General features: G+C 61.5%; 20 protein-coding genes. 18 read left to right on the top strand and 2 right to left on the bottom strand.

Translation table 11 applies throughout. The annotated features are described in order from the left end of the window. Window positions 1–4 precede the first annotated feature (4 nt). The 12 genes from ASD58_RS06670 (at window position 5) to rfaE1 (ending at window position 11735) form a co-directional block, all read left to right on the top strand. Window positions 5–520, top strand: coding sequence for a DUF2059 domain-containing protein (locus tag ASD58_RS06670; RefSeq protein WP_057260310.1), 516 nt, complete (start codon window positions 5–7; stop codon window positions 518–520). Between the two features lie 19 nt (window positions 521–539). After that, window positions 540–1622: a 3-phosphoserine/phosphohydroxythreonine transaminase gene (serC, locus tag ASD58_RS06665; RefSeq protein WP_057260309.1), complete on the top strand. Its 1083-nt coding sequence runs from the start codon at window positions 540–542 to the stop codon at window positions 1620–1622. A 131-nt stretch (window positions 1623–1753) separates the two neighbouring features. Continuing rightward, window positions 1754–2827: a prephenate dehydratase gene (gene pheA, locus ASD58_RS06660; RefSeq protein ID WP_057260308.1), complete on the top strand. Its 1074-nt coding sequence runs from the start codon at window positions 1754–1756 to the stop codon at window positions 2825–2827. Window positions 2828–2848: 21 nt separating this feature from the next. Then, window positions 2849–3967 carry a histidinol-phosphate transaminase gene (gene hisC, locus ASD58_RS06655; RefSeq protein WP_057260307.1) on the top strand — a complete coding sequence of 373 codons (1119 nt, stop codon included), beginning with the start codon at window positions 2849–2851 and terminating at the stop codon, window positions 3965–3967. After that, entirely contained in the window at window positions 3960–4973 is a 1014-nt protein-coding gene (locus ASD58_RS06650) for a prephenate dehydrogenase/arogenate dehydrogenase family protein (RefSeq protein ID WP_057260306.1), read from the top strand. The genes hisC and ASD58_RS06650 overlap by 8 nt, the downstream gene beginning before the upstream one ends. A gap of 9 nt (window positions 4974–4982) precedes the next feature. Next, window positions 4983–6314 carry a 3-phosphoshikimate 1-carboxyvinyltransferase gene (aroA, locus tag ASD58_RS06645; RefSeq protein ID WP_057260305.1) on the top strand — a complete coding sequence of 444 codons (1332 nt, stop codon included), beginning with the start codon at window positions 4983–4985 and terminating at the stop codon, window positions 6312–6314. A 124-nt stretch (window positions 6315–6438) separates the two neighbouring features. Beyond that, the gene (cmk, locus tag ASD58_RS06640) at window positions 6439–7107 is read left to right on the top strand and encodes a (d)CMP kinase (protein WP_057260304.1); all 669 of its coding nucleotides are present in this window, start codon (window positions 6439–6441) and stop codon (window positions 7105–7107) included. 76 nt (window positions 7108–7183) lie between these two features. Then, on the top strand, window positions 7184–8860 hold the full coding sequence (rpsA, locus tag ASD58_RS06635) for a 30S ribosomal protein S1 (protein WP_057260303.1): 1677 nt from the start codon (window positions 7184–7186) through the stop codon (window positions 8858–8860). 16 nt (window positions 8861–8876) lie between these two features. Then, window positions 8877–9182: an integration host factor subunit beta gene (locus tag ASD58_RS06630; RefSeq protein WP_057260302.1), complete on the top strand. Its 306-nt coding sequence runs from the start codon at window positions 8877–8879 to the stop codon at window positions 9180–9182. 133 nt (window positions 9183–9315) lie between these two features. Then, window positions 9316–9621, top strand: a complete 306-nt coding sequence (locus ASD58_RS06625) for a lipopolysaccharide assembly LapA domain-containing protein (RefSeq protein ID WP_057260301.1) — start codon at window positions 9316–9318, stop codon at window positions 9619–9621. Between the two features lie 7 nt (window positions 9622–9628). Next, a complete protein-coding gene (lapB, locus tag ASD58_RS06620; RefSeq protein WP_057260300.1) occupies window positions 9629–10804 on the top strand; it encodes a lipopolysaccharide assembly protein LapB in 1176 nt (391 codons plus the stop codon). A 1-nt stretch (window position 10805) separates the two neighbouring features. Then, window positions 10806–11735 (top strand): D-glycero-beta-D-manno-heptose-7-phosphate kinase, encoded by a 930-nt coding sequence (rfaE1, locus tag ASD58_RS06615; RefSeq protein ID WP_057260299.1) that lies wholly within the window; start codon window positions 10806–10808, stop codon window positions 11733–11735. A gap of 44 nt (window positions 11736–11779) precedes the next feature. Here the strand turns inward: rfaE1 and ASD58_RS06610 are convergent, their stop codons facing one another. Next, window positions 11780–13597, bottom strand: a complete 1818-nt coding sequence (locus ASD58_RS06610) for a M48 family metalloprotease (RefSeq protein ID WP_082565264.1) — start codon at window positions 13595–13597, stop codon at window positions 11780–11782. Window positions 13598–13726: 129 nt separating this feature from the next. Between ASD58_RS06610 and ASD58_RS06605 the strand changes: the two genes are divergently transcribed. From ASD58_RS06605 to ASD58_RS06575, 6 genes are all read left to right on the top strand, one after another. Beyond that, window positions 13727–14695: an OmpA family protein gene (locus ASD58_RS06605; protein ID WP_057260297.1), complete on the top strand. Its 969-nt coding sequence runs from the start codon at window positions 13727–13729 to the stop codon at window positions 14693–14695. Window positions 14696–14794: 99 nt separating this feature from the next. Then, a complete protein-coding gene (locus ASD58_RS06600; RefSeq protein ID WP_057260356.1) occupies window positions 14795–15103 on the top strand; it encodes a helix-hairpin-helix domain-containing protein in 309 nt (102 codons plus the stop codon). Between the two features lie 141 nt (window positions 15104–15244). Beyond that, window positions 15245–15826, top strand: coding sequence for a hypothetical protein (locus ASD58_RS06595; protein ID WP_082565263.1), 582 nt, complete (start codon window positions 15245–15247; stop codon window positions 15824–15826). Continuing rightward, a complete protein-coding gene (locus ASD58_RS06585; RefSeq protein ID WP_082565262.1) occupies window positions 15826–16884 on the top strand; it encodes a sensor histidine kinase in 1059 nt (352 codons plus the stop codon). The genes ASD58_RS06595 and ASD58_RS06585 overlap by 1 nt, the downstream gene beginning before the upstream one ends. Next, window positions 16881–17639, top strand: a complete 759-nt coding sequence (locus ASD58_RS06580; RefSeq protein ID WP_057260293.1) for a LytTR family DNA-binding domain-containing protein — start codon at window positions 16881–16883, stop codon at window positions 17637–17639. The genes ASD58_RS06585 and ASD58_RS06580 overlap by 4 nt, the downstream gene beginning before the upstream one ends. 63 nt (window positions 17640–17702) lie before the next feature. Beyond that, on the top strand, window positions 17703–19484 hold the full coding sequence (locus ASD58_RS06575; RefSeq protein ID WP_082565261.1) for a P-loop NTPase fold protein: 1782 nt from the start codon (window positions 17703–17705) through the stop codon (window positions 19482–19484). Here the strand turns inward: ASD58_RS06575 and ASD58_RS06570 are convergent. Then, window positions 19481–21196 carry an FAD-dependent oxidoreductase gene (locus ASD58_RS06570; RefSeq protein WP_057260291.1) on the bottom strand — a complete coding sequence of 572 codons (1716 nt, stop codon included), beginning with the start codon at window positions 21194–21196 and terminating at the stop codon, window positions 19481–19483. The two genes, ASD58_RS06575 and ASD58_RS06570, sit on opposite strands and share 4 nt — an antisense overlap. Between the last annotated feature and the right edge of the window lie 49 nt (window positions 21197–21245).

Below are 21245 nucleotides of genomic sequence, written 5' to 3'. Positions count from 1 at the left end.
AAGCATGAAGAAGACCGCCTTCGCCGCCGCAGTATTTGCTTTCGCCGCCGCCGCCCACGCAGCTCCTGCTGCCCCTGCGAGCGAGGCATCCATCCGCGAGCTGATGGAAACCACCGGTGCACGCGCCAATATGGCTACTTCGCTGCAAAACCTGGCTAAGGCGCTGCCGCAGATCCTGCGCATGCGCGCGGAAGCGGTGGTGCGCAATAATCCAAAATTCAACGACGAGCAGCGCAAGGCGGAAATGGCGAATGTGGAGCGCCGCATGCCGGTCATCAGCGCCGCCCTGCAAAAAGACCTGAACGATCCGAAGCTGGTCGATGAACTGTACAACCAGGTGGTGCCGCTGTACGCGCGCCATTTCACGCAGGAAGACGTGAAGGCCCTGACGGCTTTCTACCGCAGCCCGACCGGCAAGAAGTCGCTGGAAGTGATGCCGATGCTGATGGGCGAAAGCGCCCAAGCGGCACAAAAGCTGGTGCAGGAGCGCGCCAAGCGCGTGGTAGAGCAAACTAAGTGAACAAGTAAGGAGTTTTGACGTGGCGAACATCTACAATTTCTCTGCCGGCCCGGCCGTGCTGCCTAAGGAAGTGCTGCAACAGGCGGCCGCTGAAATGCTGGACTGGCAGGGCAGCGGGATGTCCGTCATGGAGATGAGCCACCGCGGTCCTGAATTCATTTCGATCTACAAAGCCGCTGAGCGCGACCTGCGCGAGCTGCTGGCGGTGCCGGACAATTACCGGATCCTGTTCATGCAGGGCGGCGGCCTGTCGCAGAATGCCGTGCTGCCGATGAACCTGAGCGGCGGCGCCGACAGCACCATCGATTTCGTGCAGACCGGCTCCTGGTCCAGCAAGTCGATCAAGGAAGCGGCGCGCTATGCCCGCGTCAACGTGGCGGCCTCGTCGCAGGCGACCGGTTTCGATCGCGTGCCGGACCAGGCGGAATGGAAGCTGACCCCGGGGGCTTCCTACCTCCACATCTGCACCAACGAAACGATTGACGGTGTCGAGTTCAACTTCGTGCCGACCGCGCAAGGCGACACCGACATCGTGGCCGATATGTCGTCGCACATCCTGTCGCGTCCAGTGGATGTCAGCAAGTACGGCGTGATCTTCGGCGGTGCACAAAAGAATATCGGCCCGGCAGGCGTCACCGTGGTCATCGTGCGCGATGACCTGATCGGCAAGGCGCTGCCATTCTGCCCGTCCGCTTTCGACTTCAAGAACGTGGCGGAAAACGAATCGATGTACAACACGCCACCAACCTACGGCATCTATATCGCCGGCCTGGTGTTCCAGTGGCTGAAGAAACAGGGCGGCGTCGCCGCCATGGAAAAGCGTAATATTGAGAAAGCCGAGCTGCTGTACCAGGCGCTCGGCGCCGACGACTTCTATCAGAATCGCGTCGCAAAAGAATATCGTTCGCGCATGAATATCCCGTTCTACCTGCGCGACGAATCGAAAAATGAAGCATTCCTGGCCGGTGCGAAGGCGCGCGGGCTGTTGCAGCTGAAGGGCCACAAGTCCGTCGGTGGTATGCGGGCATCGATTTATAACGCGATGCCGATCGAGGGCGTGCAAGCGCTGGTCGACTACTTGAACGAATTTGCAGGGCGCTGAAAACCGGTAAACCAGTGTCTGACCCGCAGGGTCAGACACTTTGGCCCGCGACTGCCGCGTATCGGTGCCTGACCCTGCGGGTCAGACACAGGGTTACCGGTTTAGAGCCCGCACAAAGTGAACGCAAACGAATGACAGACAAACTGAAACCCCTCCGCGAGAAGATCGATTCGATCGACGCGCAAATCCTGGCGTTGCTCAACGAGCGCGCCAAAGTGGCGCAGGAAGTAGGGCACGTCAAGGCCGAAACCAATGCGCCCGTATTCCGTCCCGAGCGCGAAGCCCAGGTGCTGCGCGGCGTGGCCGACCGCAACCCCGGCCCGCTGGGCGGCCGCGAAGTGCAGACCATCTTCCGCGAGATCATGTCGGCCTGCCGCGCGCTGGAGCGCCGCGTGACCGTGGCCTACCTCGGCCCGGCCGGCACCTTCAGCGAGCAGGCGGTGTACGCGCAGTTCGGCACCGCTGTCGATGGCATCCCCTGTGCATCGATCGATGAAGTGTTCCGCGCGACGGAGGCCGGTACCGCCGATTTCGGCGTGGTGCCGGTCGAGAATTCCTCTGAAGGCGCCGTGAACCGCACGCTGGACCTGATGCTGGCCACCCCTTGCCTGATCTCGGGCGAGATCGCGATTGCCGTGCACCACAGCCTGATGACCAAGACCGGCACCATGGAAGGCGTGCAGGTGATCTGCGCCCATTCGCAAGCGCTGGCCCAATGCCAGGTGTGGCTGAACCAGAACTACCCACATATCGAGCGCCGCGCCGTGGCCTCGAATGCCGAAGCGGCGCGTATGGCGGGCGACGACCCGACCATCGCCGCCATCGCCAGCGAACACGCCGGTGCGCAATATGGGCTGGGCGTGGTGAATGCCCATATCCAGGACGACCCGCACAACCGCACCCGTTTCGTGGTGATCGGCTGCCTGCAGACCAACCCGTCCGGCCGCGACCACACTTCGATGGTGCTCGCAGTGCCGAACAAAGCCGGCGCCGTGTACCAGTTGCTGGCGCCACTGGCCAAGCATGGCGTGTCGATGACGCGTTTCGAGTCGCGCCCGGCCCGCATCGGCACGTGGGAATACTATTTCTATGTTGACGTAGAGGGGCACGTGCAAGACCCGTCCGTGACAAAGGCATTGGCTGAACTCAAGGACAATGCCGCCTTCTTCAAAGTGCTGGGCTCTTACCCGACCAGCCTCACCTGACTTTTAAAAGAGATTAGATCCATGTCCAAGAATTACGGCCCTGAATACGTTCGCGCAATCGCTCCTTACCAGGCTGGCAAGCCTATCTCCGAAGTGGCGCGCGAATTCGGCCTGAAAGAAGAGTCCATCGTTAAGCTGGCATCGAACGAGAACCCGTTCGGCGTGCCGGAATCGGCGCAGAAGGCCATGGCCGCTGCCGCTGCTGAACTGGGCCGCTACCCAGATGCCAATGCCTTCGAACTGAAAATGGCGCTGTCCAAGCGCTACGACGTGCCGATGGACTGGATCACGCTGGGCAATGGCTCCAACGACATCCTGGAAATCGCTGCACACGCTTTCGTTGAGCGCGGTCAGTCGGTCGTGTATTCGCAGTATTCGTTCGCCGTGTACGCATTGGCGACCCAGGGCATCGGTGCACGCCACATCGTGGTGCCGGCCAAGAACCATGGCCACGACCTGGATGCGATGGCGGCTGCGATTGAAGCGGACACCAAGCTGGTGTTCATCGCCAACCCGAACAACCCGACTGGTACTTTCGTCACCGGCGCCGAGATCGAAGCCTTCCTGCAGAAGGTGCCTGCGAACGTCGTCGTCGTGCTGGACGAGGCGTACAACGAATTCCTGAAGAAGGAAGACCAGTACGAGTCGGCGGCCTGGGTCAAGAAGTACCCGAACCTGCTGGTGTCGCGCACTTTCTCCAAGGCCTACGGCCTGGCCGGCCTGCGTGTGGGCTTCGCGCTGGCGCAGCCGGAAGTGACCGACCTGATGAATCGTATCCGCCAGCCTTTCAATGTGAACTCGCTGGCGCAGGCTGCGGCGATTGCGGCGCTGAATGACAAGGAGTTCCTGTCGAAATCGGCAGCCAATAATACTGCCGGGTACGAGCAGTTCGTGGAAGCGTTCAAGGATATGGGACTGGAGTTTGTGCCTTCCTACGGTAACTTCGTGCTGGTGCGCGTGGGTTCCGATGATGCGGCTGGTGCGCGTATCAACCTGGCGCTGCTGAAGCAGGGCGTGATCGTGCGCCCGGTCGGCAACTACGGCTTGCCGCAGTGGCTGCGTATTTCCATCGGCCTGCCGCAAGAGAATGCGGTGCTGATTACTGCGCTGCGTAAGGCGCTGGCGGAGGATCGTGCTTAATAAGGTTGTTATTTTCGGTGTTGGCCTGATCGGCGGCTCGTTTGCGCGGGCGCTGAGGCAGGCTGGCGCTGTTCGGCATATTGTTGGCGTGGATCGCTCGGAGGCGTTCCTGGCGCGGGCGCTCGAATTGGGTATCATCGACTCGGCCGCCCAAACCGGTACCCCAGTGTCTGACCCGCAGGGTCAGACACTCGCCAGCGGCCGCCGCGTATCGGTGTCTGACCCTGCGGGTCAGACGGGTACGGCCGCCAGGCCGGTTTGCCGGTTTGAAGACGCGATTAAAGGCGCCGACCTGATCCTGCTGGCCGCGCCGGTGGCGCAGACAGGCCGCATCTTGACAGCAATCCTGCCGCACCTGGACGCCAGCACCATCGTCACCGACGCCGGCAGCACCAAATCCGACGTCGCCGCCGCCGCCCGCGCCGTCATGGGCGAGCGAGTAAGCCAGTTCGTCCCCGGCCACCCCATCGCCGGCCGCGAAACCAACGGCCCCGACGCTGCCATCGCCGACCTCTATCAAGGCAAGAAAACCGTCCTCACGCCCCTGGCCGAGAACGGCCCCACCGCCGTCGAGCGCGTTGCGGCGGCCTGGAAAGCCTGTGGCGCCATCATCCATACCCTGACCCCGGAAGACCACGACAAAGTGTTCGCCGCCGTCAGCCATCTTCCCCACCTGCTGGCCTATGCGCTGGTAGACGACATCGAGCGCAAGCCCCACTCGGATTTGCTGTTCCAATATGCTGCCAGCGGTTTCCGCGACTTCACCCGCATCGCCGGCAGCTCGCCTGAAATGTGGCGCGACATCAGCCTCGCCAACCAGGCCGCACTCCTGACTGAGCTGGATGCATATCTGGCACAATTAACCCGCTTGCGCGCCAGCCTTGCCGCTGGCGACGCCGCCGCCCTTGAAGCTACCTATGCCAACGCCCAGCGCGCGCGCCGGCAATGGATCGAGACCATCGAGGCGGCTGAGCCGCCGCAGCCGAAAGACGCGGCGGCAGAATAAGGAACACGCATGACTGATTATCCGCATTACCTCGACCTGCTGCCGGTCGCCCATGCCGAAGGCACGGTGCGCCTGCCAGGCTCGAAATCCATTTCCAACCGCATCCTGCTGCTGGCCGCGCTGGCAGAGGGAGAAACCCGCGTCATCGACCTGCTGGCCTCCGACGACACTGCCGTGATGCTGGCCGCACTGCGCTCGCTGGGTGTGAACTGGACCGAACATCGTGAAGGTGAAAGCACCGTGCACGTGGTGCTGGGCGTGAAAGGCAGCTGGCCGCTGCGCACTGCCGACCTGTTCATGGGCAACGCCGGCACCGCGATCCGTCCGCTGACCGCTGCGCTGGCCGTGATCGGCGGCGACTTCAAGGTGCATGGCGTGCCGCGCATGCATGAACGCCCGATCGGCGACCTGGTCGACGCGCTGAATGCTGCCGGCGCCGATATCGAATACACCATGAACAAGGGCTACCCGCCGCTGCATATCCGCACCGGCGAGTTCAAGTCGCAGCGCCTGTCCGTGCGCGGCGATGTGTCGAGCCAGTTCCTGACCGCGCTGTTGATGGTGGCGCCGCTGATGGCGCGCGAACAGGCTGTGACCATCGACGTTGAAGGCGAGCTGATTTCCAAGCCTTACATTGAAATTACGCTGAACCTGATGCGCCGCTTCGGCGGCGTGGTGGAGCAGGATGGCTGGTCTTCGTTCACCATTCCGGCTGGGCAGACGTACAAGAGCCCGGGCACCATTCATGTGGAAGGCGATGCCTCCAGCGCTTCCTACTTCCTGGCTGCCGGCGCGATTGGCCGCGGCCCGGTGCGGGTGCTGGGCGTGGGCAACAACTCGATCCAGGGCGACGTGCGCTTTGCGCAGGCGCTGGAGCAGATGGGAGCGACCATCGTCATGGGCGATAACTGGATCGAAGCCAGCGCGAACGGTCCGCTGAAGGCGGTCGACATGGACTTTAACCATATTCCGGATGCGGCGATGACCATCGCCGTGGCGGCGCTGTACGCTGAAGGCACCACTACCTTGCGCAATATTGCATCGTGGCGCGTGAAGGAGACTGACCGCCTGTCCGCCATGGCGACCGAACTGCGCAAGCTGGGGGCGACGGTGGAGGAGGGGGCGGACTGGCTGTCCGTCACTCCGCCTGCCACACTGCTGCCTGCGGCCATTGATACTTACGATGACCACCGCATGGCCATGTGCTTCTCGCTGGCGTCGCTGGATGGATTTATCCGTCAGGGCGCCAAGGTTCGGATCAATGATCCAAAATGCGTCGCGAAGACGTTCCCTGAGTATTTTGCTGCGTTTGCGTCGATCGCTAAGCGTGGTAGCGTTTAACTTTTAGCCAAAACCGGCAAAGCGGTGCCTGACCCGCAGGGTCAGGCACCGGTCCGCGGCTGCCGCGGGCAAGTGTCAGACCCTGTGGGTCTGACACTGGTTTACCGGTTTAGAAATTAACCATATGCCAACATCGAACATCCCAGTCATCACCATCGACGGCCCGACCGCTAGCGGCAAGGGCACCGTGGCCCACAAGGTCGCGGACAAGCTTGGCTTCCACCTCCTCGATTCCGGCGCCCTGTACCGCCTGACCGCGCTGCAGGCGCTGCGCCGCGAGACCAACCTGAACGACGAGCATGCCCTGGCCAAGCTGGCCGAGCACCTGAACATCCACTTCGCAGGCGACGCCATCTACTTGTCGCAGGAAAACGTCACCGACGCCATCCGCGCCGAAGAAGTTGGCAATACGGCATCAAAAATCGCCGCCCTGCCGGCGGTAAGGCAAGCGCTGTACGGCCTGCAACTGAGCTTCCGCAAGACCCCTGGCCTGGTGGCCGACGGCCGCGACATGGGCTCCGTCATCTTCCCGCACGCGCCCCTCAAGGTGTTTTTGACCGCCTCCGTCGAGGCGCGCGCCGATCGCCGCTATAAGCAATTGATCGGAAAGGGAATTTCTGCTAGTATGCAAGACCTGCTGATGGATTTGAAAGCGCGCGACGACCGGGATATGAACCGGGCCATTGCGCCGCTGGCGCCGGCAGAGGGTGCGTACCTCCTCGATACGTCTGCCATGAACGCTGATGAAGCGACCGAGCAGGTGTTGAAATGGTGGGCCGCCGCCCATAAATAAATAGCTGTTTTGTTCAACCCTCAACCCAGTTGAAGCCGCATAGTGCGGGCCTTACTGGCTAACCTGGAAATAAATAATGGAAAGTTTTGCAGCCCTCTTCGAAGAGTCCCTGTCGCGTCAAGACATGCGCTCTGGCGAAGTGATCTCCGCTGAAGTCGTGCGTCTGGACCACAACTTTGTGATCGTTAACGCAGGCCTGAAATCGGAAGCTTTCATTCCTGTTGAAGAATTCAAGAATGACCAAGGCGAACTGGAAGTCAAAGTAGGCGACTTCGTTTCCGTGGCCATCGAATCGCTGGAAAATGGTTTCGGCGATACCATCCTGTCCCGTGACAAGGCTAAGCGCCTGGCATCGTGGCTGGCACTGGAAAAAGCAATGGAATCCGGCGAGATCGTCGTTGGTACCGTCAATGGCAAAGTCAAGGGCGGCCTGACCGTTCTGACCAACGGCATCCGCGCTTTCCTGCCAGGTTCGCTGGTAGACACCCGTCCAGTCAAGGACACCACCCCATTCGAAGGCAAGACCCTCGAGTTCAAGGTTATCAAGCTGGACCGCAAGCGCAACAACGTGGTTCTGTCCCGCCGCGCCGTCATCGAAGCTTCGATGGGCGAAGAGCGTCAGAAGCTGATGGAAACCCTGAAAGAAGGCACCGTGGTGACCGGCGTCGTCAAGAACATCACCGACTACGGTGCGTTCGTTGACCTGGGCGGCATCGACGGCCTGCTGCACATCACCGACCTGGCATGGCGCCGCGTGCGTCACCCTTCGGAAGTCCTGACCGTGGGTCAAGAGATCACCGCTAAGGTCCTGAAGTACGATCAAGAGAAGAACCGTGTGTCCCTGGGCGTGAAGCAACTGGGCGACGATCCTTGGACCGGTCTGTCCCGTCGTTACCCACAAGGCACCCGCCTGTTCGGTAAAGTCACCCACCTGACCGACTACGGTGCGTTCGTTGAAGTTGAACAAGGCATCGAAGGCCTGGTTCACGTGTCCGAAATGGACTGGACCAACAAGAACGTGGCTCCTAACAAAGTCGTTCAACTGGGCGACGAAGTTGAAGTCATGGTCCTGGAAATCGACGAAGAGCGTCGTCGTATCTCCCTGGGTATGAAGCAGTGCAAGGCAAACCCTTGGGACGACTTCGGCATGACCCACAAGAAGGGCGATAAGGTCAAGGGCGCAATCAAGTCGATCACCGACTTCGGCGTGTTCATCGGCCTGCCAGGCAACATCGACGGCCTGGTGCACCTGTCCGACCTGTCCTGGACCGAGTCCGGCGAAGAAGCCGTGCGCAAGTTCAAGAAAGGTGACGAACTGGAAGCCGTTGTTCTGGCAATCGACGTTGAGCGTGAGCGCGTTTCCCTGGGCGTTAAGCAACTGGAAGGCGATCCATTCAACAACTTCGCAGCCATGAACGACAAGGGCTCCCTGGTGACCGGTACCGTTAAGTCGGTTGAGCCAAAAGGCGCCGTAATTCAGCTGTCCGAAGAAGTTGAAGGCTACCTGCGCGCTTCCGAAATCTCCCGCGACCGCGTGGAAGATGCCGGCACCCACCTGAAGGTTGGTGATTCCGTGGAAGCCCTGGTGATCAACATCGATCGCAAGGCACGTTCGATCCAGCTGTCGATCAAAGCTAAAGACAACGCGGACACCGCTGAAGTGATGTCGAAGATGGCCGCTGACTCCAGCGCCGCTTCCGGCACCACCAGCCTGGGCGCGCTGCTGAAAGCCAAGTTCGACAACAAGAACTAATCTACCGAGCACTTAGATGACTAAGTCCGAATTGATCAACCGCCTGGCTGAGCGTTACTCTCAGCTGGTGGCCAAAGATGCGGAGTATGCCGTCAAGACCATTCTCGATGCGATGACCAACGCCTTGGCTGAAGGCCAGCGCATCGAGATCCGTGGTTTTGGCAGCTTTGCCCTGAATTCGCGGCCGCCACGCATTGGACGCAATCCGAAGTCCGGCGACAAAGTGATGGTCCCTGAAAAACGGGTGCCTCACTTCAAGCCTGGCAAGCAGCTGCGCGAGCGGGTCGATGCGATGGTCGGGCAACCGATCATTGAGGACTGAGTCTCTGGCACAGTAGAATGAAGGGGGCGGGCATTTGCCTGCCCCTTTTTTGTTGTTAGAACCGGTAAACGGCCAAGTGTCTGACCCTATGGGTCAGACCCTGGTTTACCGGTTTTAAAGATAGGAACCAAGAATGAAATTTATTTCCACCGCCTTTGGCGTTGTCCTGTTTGTCCTGTTCTTTGGTTTTGCCCTGAAAAATTCGCAGGAAGTCGACCTGCACCTGTTCCTGAATTACGAGCTGCGCGGCCCGCTGGTGCTGATGCTGCTGGCCTTCTTCGTGGCCGGCGCCGCCCTGTGCATCCTTGCGCTGACTCCTACCTTGTTCCGCCAGCGCCGCGAATCGAACAAGCAGAAATCCACTATCGAATCCCTGCAGACCGCGGCCATGCAAGTAAACGAACGCCCGCTGCCGGACAGCATCAACACCCAGCACTAAGAAAAATATGGATTTTGAACTCTGGTGGCTGCTGGGCATCCCAGCTATGTTTGCCCTTGGCTGGATCGCCGCACGCGTCGACATTCGCGCCGTGGTATCCGAATCGCGCACCCTGCCGCGAGGCTATTTCCGCGGCCTGAACCACTTGCTGAACGACCAGCCGGACAAGGCCATCGACTCCTTCATCGAGATCGTCAAGCTCGACCCGGAAACCGCCGACATGCATTTCGCACTGGGCAACCTGTTCCGCCGCCGCGGCGAAACGGAGCGCGCCATCCGCGTGCACCAGAACCTGCTGTCGCGTCCAGACCTGCCGGCCGAACAGCGCGCCCACGCCGAGTATGAGCTGGGCCAGGATTACCTGAAGGCCGGCCTGCTGGACCGGGCCGAAGAAACCTATACCCGCCTGCTCGATACCTCCTACGCAGTGCAGGGCCGCAAGGCGCTGCTGGAAATCTACCAGCGCGAGAAAGAATGGAAGCGCGCCATCGAGGCCGCGCTCGCGCTGCAGGAAGCCGGGGCCGGCTCGCGCCAGAAAGAAATCTCGCAGTTCTACTGTGAGCTGGCGCAGGACGCGCTGGTGCACATGAAGCCCGAAGAAGCGGAAAGCCTGCTGGAGCAGGCGCTGCAAGCCGACCGCTCCAGCGTGCGCGCCACTATCTTGTGTGGTGATGCCTTGCTGGCCAAGGGCGATACCGAAGCCGCGCTGCTGATGTGGCGTCGTGTCGAACAGCAATCCGTGCCGCATACCGCCCTGGTCGCAACCCGCCTGATGGATGGCTACCGCAAAGTCGGCCGCCCGCAGGAAGGCGTCAGCCTGCTGAAGTCCTACCTGGAACAGGCTTCCTCGATCGACTTGCTGGAGGTGGTGTTCAAGGCCGTGATCGAACTGGAAGGCGTCGACACCGCCAAGCAAGTGGTGCTCGACGAATTGCGCCGCACGCCGACTCTGCTGGGCCTCGACAAGCTGCTGGAAGCGCGCATGATGGATGCGCCGGCCTCTGTGCTGTCCGAACTGTCGATGGTGAAGAACCTGGTGCACGGCTACACGCAAAAGCTGGCCCGCTACCAGTGCAGCCACTGCGGCTTCAAAGCCCGCCAGTTCTACTGGCATTGCCCTGGTTGCAGCCGCTGGGATTCTTACCCTCCGCGCCGCACCGAAGAACTCAACGTAATGAACTGATATGAGCAAAGCGCCCGCACTCGACAAAGTACGCCTCCTGGTCGCCGGCGATGTCATGCTGGACCGCTACTGGTTCGGCGACGTCAGCCGCATTTCGCCGGAAGCCCCGGTACCCGTGGTGCGTATCGAACGCCGCGAAGCCCGCCTGGGCGGCGCTGCCAACGTAGCACGCAATGCCGCAGCCCTCGGCGCACACGCCGGCCTGCTGGGCATTGTCGGCGCCGACGAAGCTGGCTCGGAAGTGGAGCAGCTGCTGCAAAGCGGCGGCATTCACAGCTACCTGAAGCACGACAGCGCCATTTCCACCATCATCAAGCTGCGCGTGATCGGCCGCCAGCAGCAGATGGTGCGCATCGACTTCGAAGAAGCGCCAAGCGATGCCGTATTGCGCAACAAGCTGGTGCAGTTCAAGACCCTGTTGCCGGAATACGATGTGATCGTGCTGTCCGACTACAACAAGGGCGGCCTGGTCGACGTGGCTGAAATGATTGCCACTGCGCGCGCTGCGGGCAAGATCGTGATGGTCGACCCGAAGGGCGACGACTTCTCGCCATACAAGGGCGCCACTGTGCTGACGCCGAACAAATCGGAACTGAAACGCATTGTCGGTTCCTGGAACAGTGAAGAGCAACTGGTGACCAAGGCGCAGAACCTGCGCGCCGAGCTGTCGCTGGACGCGCTGCTGCTGACCCGTTCGGAAGAGGGCATGACCCTGTTCACTGACGAAGGCATCTTCAACGTGCAGGCCAGCGCGCGTGAAGTGTTCGACGTTTCCGGCGCAGGCGACACCGTGATCGCGACCATGGCAGCCATGCTGGGCTCCGGCGCCGGCTGGCAGGAAGCGGTGGAAACCGCCAACCGCGCTGGCGGCATCGTGGTCGGCAAGCTCGGCACCGCCACCGTCACCCGCGAAGAGCTGTTCCCCGGCTGAGCCCGTGTCACACTTGGGGTGTGACCCCAAGGTGTGACACAAGCTCAGCTTTGGCGCGAGACTGCGTGCCTTTGCTTGTACATGCCCAGCGCTTGCTTCAACTCGTCGCGCTGGGGCTTCAATCCCGGCAGCTTCACTTTTTTCGATGAGGTCTTGCCGCTGTGCGGATCGGCCAGGGTCAGCGTCAGCACGTCGCCGCCATATCCGTCTTCGTAGTTCATGTTGGTGACCTGGTCCCAGTCAAAGTTGCTCTGGTCGGCATTCACGGTGATGCCGTCATAGGCCACCACAATCGGCCCGAAATCGCGCGGCGGGAAATACTTCAGCACGATGGCGCGCTCGGCGTCATTGGATGGGTGGTAGCGGTAGGCCAGGGTGTGCTCGTGCGCCTTGGCGAATCGCGATTCGTAGGCATTCCATAGGCGTGCTTCGATGGCTTCCGCCGTCAGGATCTCGCTGTGCCAGCTGTTTGCCACCGTGCTTGCAACCACGGCGCCAAACAGCTTGCTTGGAATCGGGCTGCTGACGTTTTCCATGCGTTCGCTGAGTTTGGGGTGCGAATCGAACGGGTGCGGCACGCTGGCGCCCTGCATCGCATCCTGGAACCGCTCGGAATTAGCGAATGGCTTCAGGCCTTGCGCAACGTAGGCGGCGATGCCGATTTCGCCTTCGTGGCGATCGTCGCGCTGGAACAGTTCTTCTTCGATGTGGCCGCGGTAGTTGCCATACGCGGAAATCTTGATCAGAGCCGAAATCAGGGGACGTCCCGCTACCGCCTGCGCTGCCGCGCGGTCGGCGAGGAATTCGCGCTCGCGGCTTTCGCGCATCAGGCCCAGCTCCAGCGCCGTGCGGTACAGCGCCAAGGGGTAGTAGGCGATCAGCGTCATGAAGTTGCCTTGCATGGCGCCCAGGTAACCGTCGAATTGCGACAAGGCGGGGCCGAGCTTTGCGCTGCGCTCGGTGTCGCCGCCGCTGAAGTGCGCCAGTTCGTGCGCCAGCACGGCGTCGGCTTCGCGCTGGTCCAGCACGCGCAGCAGGGGCAGGCTGACGAACAGGGTGCGGCCGTCGACAGTTTGATTGCCCAGGGAGATCTGGCTTTCGGTGACGAAGAAGTTGGTGTCGATGCCGCCGATGATCTGGCGTGGCGGCGCGGTACCCAGCATCTGCGCCAGGCCGCGCACGCGCTGCCACAGGGCTGGCGCGTCCTGTTCGCGCACCAGCTCACCTTCCACTTCGAATTTCCATTTGGGGCGGGCAAAGATCTGCGTGACGGCCAGCAGCGCGGCGGCAGCTGCGGCAATGCCGGTGATCGCCACCAGCTTGATCGAATACATGTGGAAGAACCAGGCCGTCAGCCAGAACGAGAGCCAGGCCAGCATGGCGTTCTGCGCCACCACTTCGATGGAACCCGACCAGGAGAGCAGGCGCCGGCCCAGCAGCAGGCTGCGGTATTGGACGTCGCGGCCGCGCTGCGCTGCCAGGCAAAGCAGGACGATCAGCGCCGCCAGCAGCACGCCGCCAAGCAGCATGATTTGCGAGACTTTGTGCGCCCAGTAGAACTGCCATTGATGGCCCCAGGGTTCGCAGGCGCGGGAGCGGTATTCGGCTGCTGCGGGGTCGCTGTTGCCGCAAATCGTGGAGGGCGGATCGGCGCGGAAGCGCGCCAGCACTTGCTCGCGCTCGGCCAGGGCGACATTAGCTTTGCGCAGGTCGCCTTCGATCGATTCCAGGAATTCCCGATCCCATGTTTTCAGGACGTGGCCGCTGAACACCAGGGTAATTCCCGGCACCAGGGCCAGCGACAGCACGGCATACAGCGCCATGCGCATCAAATCGGATTTCAAGCTAGTCAGTGATCGCATGCTAATTTTGATTGCAAAAAATCCAAGTATGGCAGCGCAGGCATAGTTGCGCCATTGCAATTTCGAATTTGCGCGCGAATTGTCGCGTTTTTGTTATATTGGCAATCCCTTTCACCGGATGCAGACACCATGCGAACCATTCTTTTTGCCGTCCTGGCAGCGATTTCCTTCCAGGCCTCCGCCCAGCCGAACTTCAGCAAAGACATTGCCGGCGGCAGCGACCACCCGCTGCTGCACCGCTATGAGGGTTCGATGCTCTATATGTATGGCGGCGAGAACCTGGGCCAGGCGCGCATCGTCGATACCGAGGCCGGCAAGCCCGTGCTGCACAAGGTGGAGGGCAAGACTGCCAACCGCTATTACTGGGGACCGAAAGGCCGCAGCGCGCTGGAAATCCACCGCAATTACCTGCAAGCGCTGAGCGCCGCCGGCTTCAAGATCCTGTACGCCTGCGAAACCGACCAATGCGAGAAGGCCAAGGTACAGAACCTGGTGCAGGAGTTGCCGCGCGAAGTGAACTGGAAGTCGTTCGACCCTTATGTCAGCAGCACCTTCAATAGCGCCAACCAGCCGCGCTTTCACCTGGTCAGTGCGGCCAAGCCGGGCCCGGGCGGCAATACCTATGTGATGGTGGGGCTGTCCGAATACACCGATTTCCAGCGTGTGCGCCAGTTCGTGCAAATCATCGAACCGACCGTGATGGAAGGCGGCAAGGTGACCGTCGACACGCGTGCCATCCAGGAAGGCTTGCAGCGCGACGGCAAGGTGGCGCTGTACGGCGTGACCTTCGACACCAACAAGGCCGTGATCCGCGAGCAGTCGGGCGAGCAACTGGAGCAGATGGCCAAGGCCCTGCAGGCGCAGCCCAAGATGAAAGTCTTCATCGTCGGCCATACCGACGACCAGGGCGAGTTCGAGGCCAATATGACGCTGTCGCAAAAGCGTGCCCAGGCCGTGGCCGATGCGCTGGCCTCCAGGTACGGAATTGCCGCCAACCGCATGATGCCGCGTGGCGTGGCCAATATGGCGCCGGTGGCCAGCAACGCCAGCGACGAAGGCCGTGCCAGGAACCGTCGTGTGGAATTAGTTGTGCGTTGATTGATCTGCCTCAAATTGCATGCGCCGCGCGTCAGCCGGGCGACGCGTGCCGCGTTGTGGCGAAACGAGGTCTTCTCGTGTCCACTTATGGAGGCAATCATGATCAGGAAACTGCTGCTCGCCGTCGCTACGCTGGTCGCTTGCATGGGCATGGCATTCGCCCAGGTCGACGTCAACAAGGCCGATGCGGCCGCACTCGATAGCGTCAAGGGCATTGGCCCGGCCAAATCCAAGGCCATCATGGCGGAACGCGCAAAAGGGGAGTTCAAGGATTGGGCCGACCTGGAACAGCGGGTCAAAGGCATCGGCGAGAAAAACGCCATCAAGCTGTCGGAGGCCGGCCTGATGGTCAACGGCAAATCGCGTGAGGGCGCAGCGCCTGCGCGCAAGGAAGCCGCACGCAAATAGGTAGCGCCTCACTGCGTTAATCCGCAGGCGCCGGCATTCATCGGCAAGGGGGAGCGTTTATCGCATGCTTCCCCGTAAACCCGCGGCCCGGGGCACAGTTGTGGACATGACAATGTCGTCATGCCATGCGAAACTACCCCCATGAAACCTCACATCGTATTGCTCGCAGCATTGAGCGCCACTTCCCTGTTGGCCCTGGCGCAACCTGGCGTTCCACTCGATCCACCCTGGATGCTCAGTTCCGAGCATAAGAGCAGGTTCGAAGCTGGCCAGGAAGAGAATGGCGTACACCGCGGTTCCCTTGCCAAGTACGTTCGCGCCAAATCCACAGCCACCACCGGCGACTGGGCCACATTGATGCAGTTTTTCTCCGCCGCCGAGTACCGCGGCAAGCGCCTGCGTTTCCAGGCTCAGGTTCGCACTGAAAATGTCACTGGCTGGACTGGGCTCTGGATGCGGGTCGACTGCGAATCCAAATATTCCTGCGCCTTCTACAACAGCCAGGACAAGCCGATGCGCGGCACCAACGGCTGGACGCCGCGCAGCGTCACCCTTGACGTGCCAGCGGACGCCAAGTCCATCAGCTTCGGCGTCATCACCGGCTCGAGCGGTACAAGCTGGATCGATGAACTGAAAATGACCGCCGTCGGGACCGAGGTTGCGGTTGATTCGATGCCCTCGCGCGAGCAGGAAATCGAACTGCGCACGAAGCCAAGCCTGTGATGAAGCATACGCCAGCACCTTATGGCCCGGGGCCGGCCTTGCGGCGCATCTCATCCCCCAGCTTGCGGGACTGGGCAACCAGTGCCGTGTGCGGCGGATTGGTGCTGGCGATCTGCCTCTGGAGTGGCAGCTGGGCCAGGGCTGCCTTGTTCGGCAGCCTGGTGCTGGGCGTCATCTGTGCGCAACTTGCTGCCGGGGCGATACGGCGGCTGATGCCGCGCCATGCCGGCTGGGCCTTCTGCTGGGCGGGGCTGGCTTTGGCGCTGCTCGCCTCTGCGTGCGTCGCGACGCTGGCATATGGGCAGGCGGCGCAGTTGCAGCGCATGGCGGCATTGACGTCTGCGCAGATGTTCAGCAGCGCCCTGGTGTTCAATGCGCTGATGCTTGGCATTCCATTGTTGATGGCCAATCGGGAAGCACGCGCGCTTCAACTGTCGGAGCTGCAGCGGGCTGCCGTACAAGCTGAATTGAAATCGCTGCAGGCACAGGTCGAGCCGCACTTTCTGTACAACACTTTGGCCAATACCCGCTACCTGGCACGCCACGCTCCGGAGCGGGCAGTGGAAATGCTGGATCATTTGATCGCCTACTTGCGCACGGCGTTGCCGGACATGCGTACATCGTCGTCCACGCTGGCCCGGGAGTGCGAATTGGCGGGCCATTATCTGGCGCTGATGGAAATCCGTTTCGGCGCGCGCCTGTCGACCAGGATCGATTGCCCGCAAGGGCTGGGCGAGCTGCAGGTCCCGCCGATGATGTTGATGTCCCTGGTGGAAAACGCGTTGCAGCACGGGGTGGAACCGAAACCGGGCACCGTATGCGTGAGTGTCGCGGCAGCGATGCGCGGCGACGGCCGGCTGGGCATTGTCGTGCGCGACGATGGCGCGGGCTTGCAGCAAAGCCAGGGCGCAACGCTGCTGGGCAGCGGTGTCGGCCTGCGCAACGTGCGTGAGCGGCTGCAGGCGCTTTATGGCGGGCAGGCTACGTTCGAGTTGCGCCGGGCGGCAGATGGCGCGACTGAAGCCGAACTGCTGCTGCCAATGGAGGCCCGCGCATGAAGCCTCGCATCCTGGTCGCCGATGACGAGCCGCTGCTGCGGGCGGAGCTGCGCGAATTGTTCGCAGCACTATGGCCGGAGGCCGAACTGCTGCCCGATGCGGCGGACGGCTTCGAGGCGCTGCGGCTGGCACGCGAGCTGGCGCCGGACGTGGCTTTCCTGGATATCCGCATGCCCGGGCTGGACGGCTTGCAGCTGGCAGCAACATTCGGGTCGCGCACCCATGTGGTCTTCGTAACGGCGTACAACGAACATGCATTGGCCGCATTCGAACAGGGTGCGCACGATTACCTGCTCAAGCCAATCGACGCGGCGCGGCTGGCCCGCACAGTGCAACGGCTGCGCGAGCGCATGCTGCTGCCGCCGCCGGACTTGCAGGGCCTCGCTGCCGGCGTGCGCGCGGCAAGCGCTGCGCCCGCGTCGCAGGCGCAGCCACCGTCGTGGATACAGGCATCGGTTGGCCAGACGGTGCATTTCATCGACCTGTCCGACATCCTGTACTTCGTGGCTGAAGACAAGTACACGCGTGTGGTGGCGCAGGGACTGGAAGCGCACATCCGCATGCCGCTCAAGCAACTGGCGGAAACGCTGGACGGCGCGGGATTCTGGCAGGTGCACCGCAGCTATGTGGTAGCGGTGAAGCGCATTGCAGCTGCCGTGCGCGACGGCGACAACGCAATGTGGCTTAGCTTGCGTGGGCATGCCGTTCGGCTGCCGGTCAGCCAGCGCTTCCAGCACCGATTCAAAGGGATGTAAGGGCGCGACTGGAGTATCCTGAATGCCTTGATTGGGAGCATAAGCGCACGAAGGAGGTTGCATATGGATAGCCAAAGCCAATCCTGGCCTTTTTCAAGTACTGCTTCGTCCTCGACAAGTTTGTTTGAAGGTTTCGGGCAAGCCGAAGCCCCACGCGGATCGTCCAATACGAATTTGCCGAACCTCGGTTTAGACATTCACGGCGACAGCGGCGCCGCGCCCAAAAAGCGGGCGGCAAGAACCCGCGCCTCAAAGACGGCGTTCCGTCAGGAGAGTAGCCCTGAAGCACCCGGCAATGAGGTGCCGTCGGGGGCCTGGTTGGCGGACGCGGGACAAGGGCAAACCAAAGTGGAGCGCGTCGCGCAGCATGACGCGTTCGCCCGCCAGGCAATTACCGATTCGCTAGTGGATCTGATACGCGAGCGTTCGACCACTGATCCGTTGACCATTGCATTATTCGGGGAATGGGGGAGCGGCAAGACTTCGCAGATCGGTTTTGTGAAGGCGGCATTGGGATGGGAAATTGCAGCCAAGCCCACAGTCAGGATAGTTGATTTCAATGCCTGGGAACACGAGAAGTCTGAGAACATTGCGGCTGCACTGGCCCAATCGATCGTTGAGCATTTGACTGCCGGATTGGGCCTGTCGGACATGTGGCGATTAGCACTGAAGCTGTCGGCAAAACAGCGCAGGCACATCTTTGATGCCTTGGCCGCTGAACGAACGCATATCAACAGCAAGATGGGCACTTTCCTGCAGTGGATGCGTCCATTCGTATCCCACCAATCATTGTTGGTGGTTTTGTTTGTTCTTCTTTTTAGCCAGCTCGATCTGTCGGCTGCGGTCAAGACTTTGATCTCCACTATTGCGATTGCCTGGGCTGCCGTCGCTTCTGTCAATAAGTTCGTTGGCGGCAATCTGGTGATATGGGCCAAGCGGCTGGCAACGGCCGACGGGGAGGGGATGTTCGGCTTGCCGGACTATTCGTCGAAGCTGGGGTCTTTCCATGACATGCGTACTTCGCTTCAGAACCTTATCGAACTTCGTATCGAAGGAGGAAGTGATCCTGGCAAAGGAGAATACTTGCTGATAGTGGTAGATGACCTGGATCGCTGCAGTACAGCGACCATCAAGCAGATGCTTGATGCGGTCCGCCTCGTTACGAGCTTGCCGCGAGTGGTCACTTTGGTTGCAATGGATGATCGCATCGCATTTCCTGCCGTTGAAACGCATTTCGAGCAATTCAAAGCGGCTGACCGCGAACCCGCCATGGTGGCGCGCGACTACTTGGCAAAAGTGTTTAACGTTTCAATCTCATTGACGCCCATTTCGCCGAGCAATACGCGGCTCTTTATCGAAGGTGGAATGTTTGGAACTGGTCCTGGAATCGGGGGACACTGGCATCCGCCTGAACGGGACGAGCCCGAACAAACAGACAGGCCAGGCGGAGGCGAGATTGCGTTGGTCAGCCAGGATGAGGTTCGACTTTTTAGTGAATTGGCGGCGAAAACAAGGCTAACCAATCCGCGGGCGCTTTGGCGCCTGCGTCAGGCTTGGCTGATCCTGCGGCGGGTCGCCCGGCAAATCGATCATAGTGAGGAAAAATTCGCGCCCTGGATGACGTGCATGTTCGTTCGAGAAGCCGTCAAAGCGCTTCCGTCAAGGCAGCGAACAGGCATCGAAGCATGGAAAGACTCAGGCAAAGCTGCAAGCGCTTCGGGAGATGCGCTTGCAGAGATTGATCCTGCCCTGAGAGAACTCCTGCGAGGTGATACGGGCGGAACGCCAGAGCAATGGAAGTATGCCGATACCGTGCTGCTGCCGGCGGCACGTGGCAGTGCCTAGGCCTTCGCCTCTACCGGCAGGTTGGCCAGAAAGGCGTGGATCTGCGATACCACGGCCGCGCCTTCGCCGACACCTGCGGCTACGCGCTTGGTGGAACCTGAGCGCACGTCGCCGATCGCAAACACGCCCGGCACGCTGGTTTCCAATGGTGCGCGTTGCGGGGCATCTGCCAGCGTCATCTTGGCGCGGCACTGGTCCTTGATGGCGTCAAAGCCGGTGCGGATGAAGCCTTGCGCATCGACCTCCACGCCGCAATCGGCCAGCCAGGCCGTGTTCGGGTCGGCGCCGATGAACAGGAACAGGCGGCAGACGTCGCAGCTATCGATAGTGCCGGTGTCCTTGCAGCGGAAGGTGACGCGCGACAGCCCGTCGTCATTGCCGTCCAGCGAGACGATTTCGGTGTGCGTGTGCAGTTCGATGTTCGGGGTGGCCTTGATGCGGTCGATCAGGTAGGTCGACATGGTGGCTTTCAGGCCGTCACCGCGGATCACCATATGCACCTTGGAGGCGTGGCCCGACAGGAAGACAGCTGCCTGGCCGGCGGAATTGCCGCCGCCAACCAGCACCACTTCTTCCGACTTGCACAGCTTGGCCTCGATCGGCGAGGCCCAGAAATAGATACCGCGGCCTTCGAATTCGCCGATATTGTCGAGGGCAGGGCGCTTGTAGCGCGCGCCGCTGGCCAGCACCACGGTCTTGGCGCGCACCACTTGGCCGCCGGCGATTTCCACGCGCAGCGGCCAGCTGTCGCACAGCAGGCGGGTAGCTGGCGCTGGAATCGCGACTTCCACGCCGAACTTCTGCGCTTGCACGAAGGCGCGGCCGGCAAGCGCTCCGCCGGAAATGCCGGTCGGGAAGCCAAGGTAGTTCTCGATGCGCGCGCTGGCCGCAGCCTGGCCGCCAAAGGCGCGCTGCTCCAGTGCCAGCACCGACAAGCCTTCCGAACCGGCATACACCGAGGTCGCCAGGCCGGCAGGCCCGGCGCCGACCACCACCACGTCCCACAGTTTTTCGGTATCGATGTCGGGCAGCAGGCCAATGCAGTAGCCAACTTCGGCATTGCTCGGGTTCTTTTTCACCACGCCGTCCGGGCACACCACCAGCGGCCAGTCGTCCGGGCCCGGCTCGTAGTACTCGCACAGGGCGCGTGCCTGCTCGTCATCTTTGGGATCGAGGATGCGGTAAGGATAGCCGTTGCTGCTCAAGAAGCTGCGCAGGTGGAACAGGGCTGCGTTGCCGGCCGGGGACACCAGCACCAGGCCACCGCCCTCCGTCTCCAGCAGGCCGACGCGGCGCAGGATCAGGGCACGCACGATGCGCTCGCCCAGTTCCGCCTCCGCGATCACCAGTGCGCGCAGGTTTTCCGGCGTCACTTCCAGCACTTCGACATCGTCCTTGGCGGTGGCGTTGACCAGGGACGGGCGGCCCGACAGCTGCGAGACCTCGGCAGTGAATTCGCCGGGACCGTGCTCGGTCAGGAATTCGGAATTGCCAAGCCCATCGTATTTGCAGATCGTGATCGTGCCTTTCAGCCCGATGATCAAGCCGAAGCAGGTGTGGCCCGCTTCGAGGATGCGCACGCCGCGCGCATACTGGCGCACCGTGCCGAAACGGTGCAGGCGCTTGATTTCCTGCTCGGTCAGCACCGGATTGACCTGGTGCCGCCGGCTCTCCAAGGTGGACGGCGTGGAGATGACTTCAGTGTCGCTCATGGGGAAAGGCTCCTCTGTTAATGCATGTAGTTTAATGCAATTACCCCGG

Origin of the sequence: Duganella sp. Root1480D1 (assembly GCF_001427305.1) — a bacterium.
GTDB lineage: Bacteria > Pseudomonadota > Gammaproteobacteria > Burkholderiales > Burkholderiaceae_D > Rugamonas.
The sequence above is the reverse complement of the archived record's forward strand: the minus strand, read 5'-3'. Positions and strand labels throughout refer to the sequence as shown.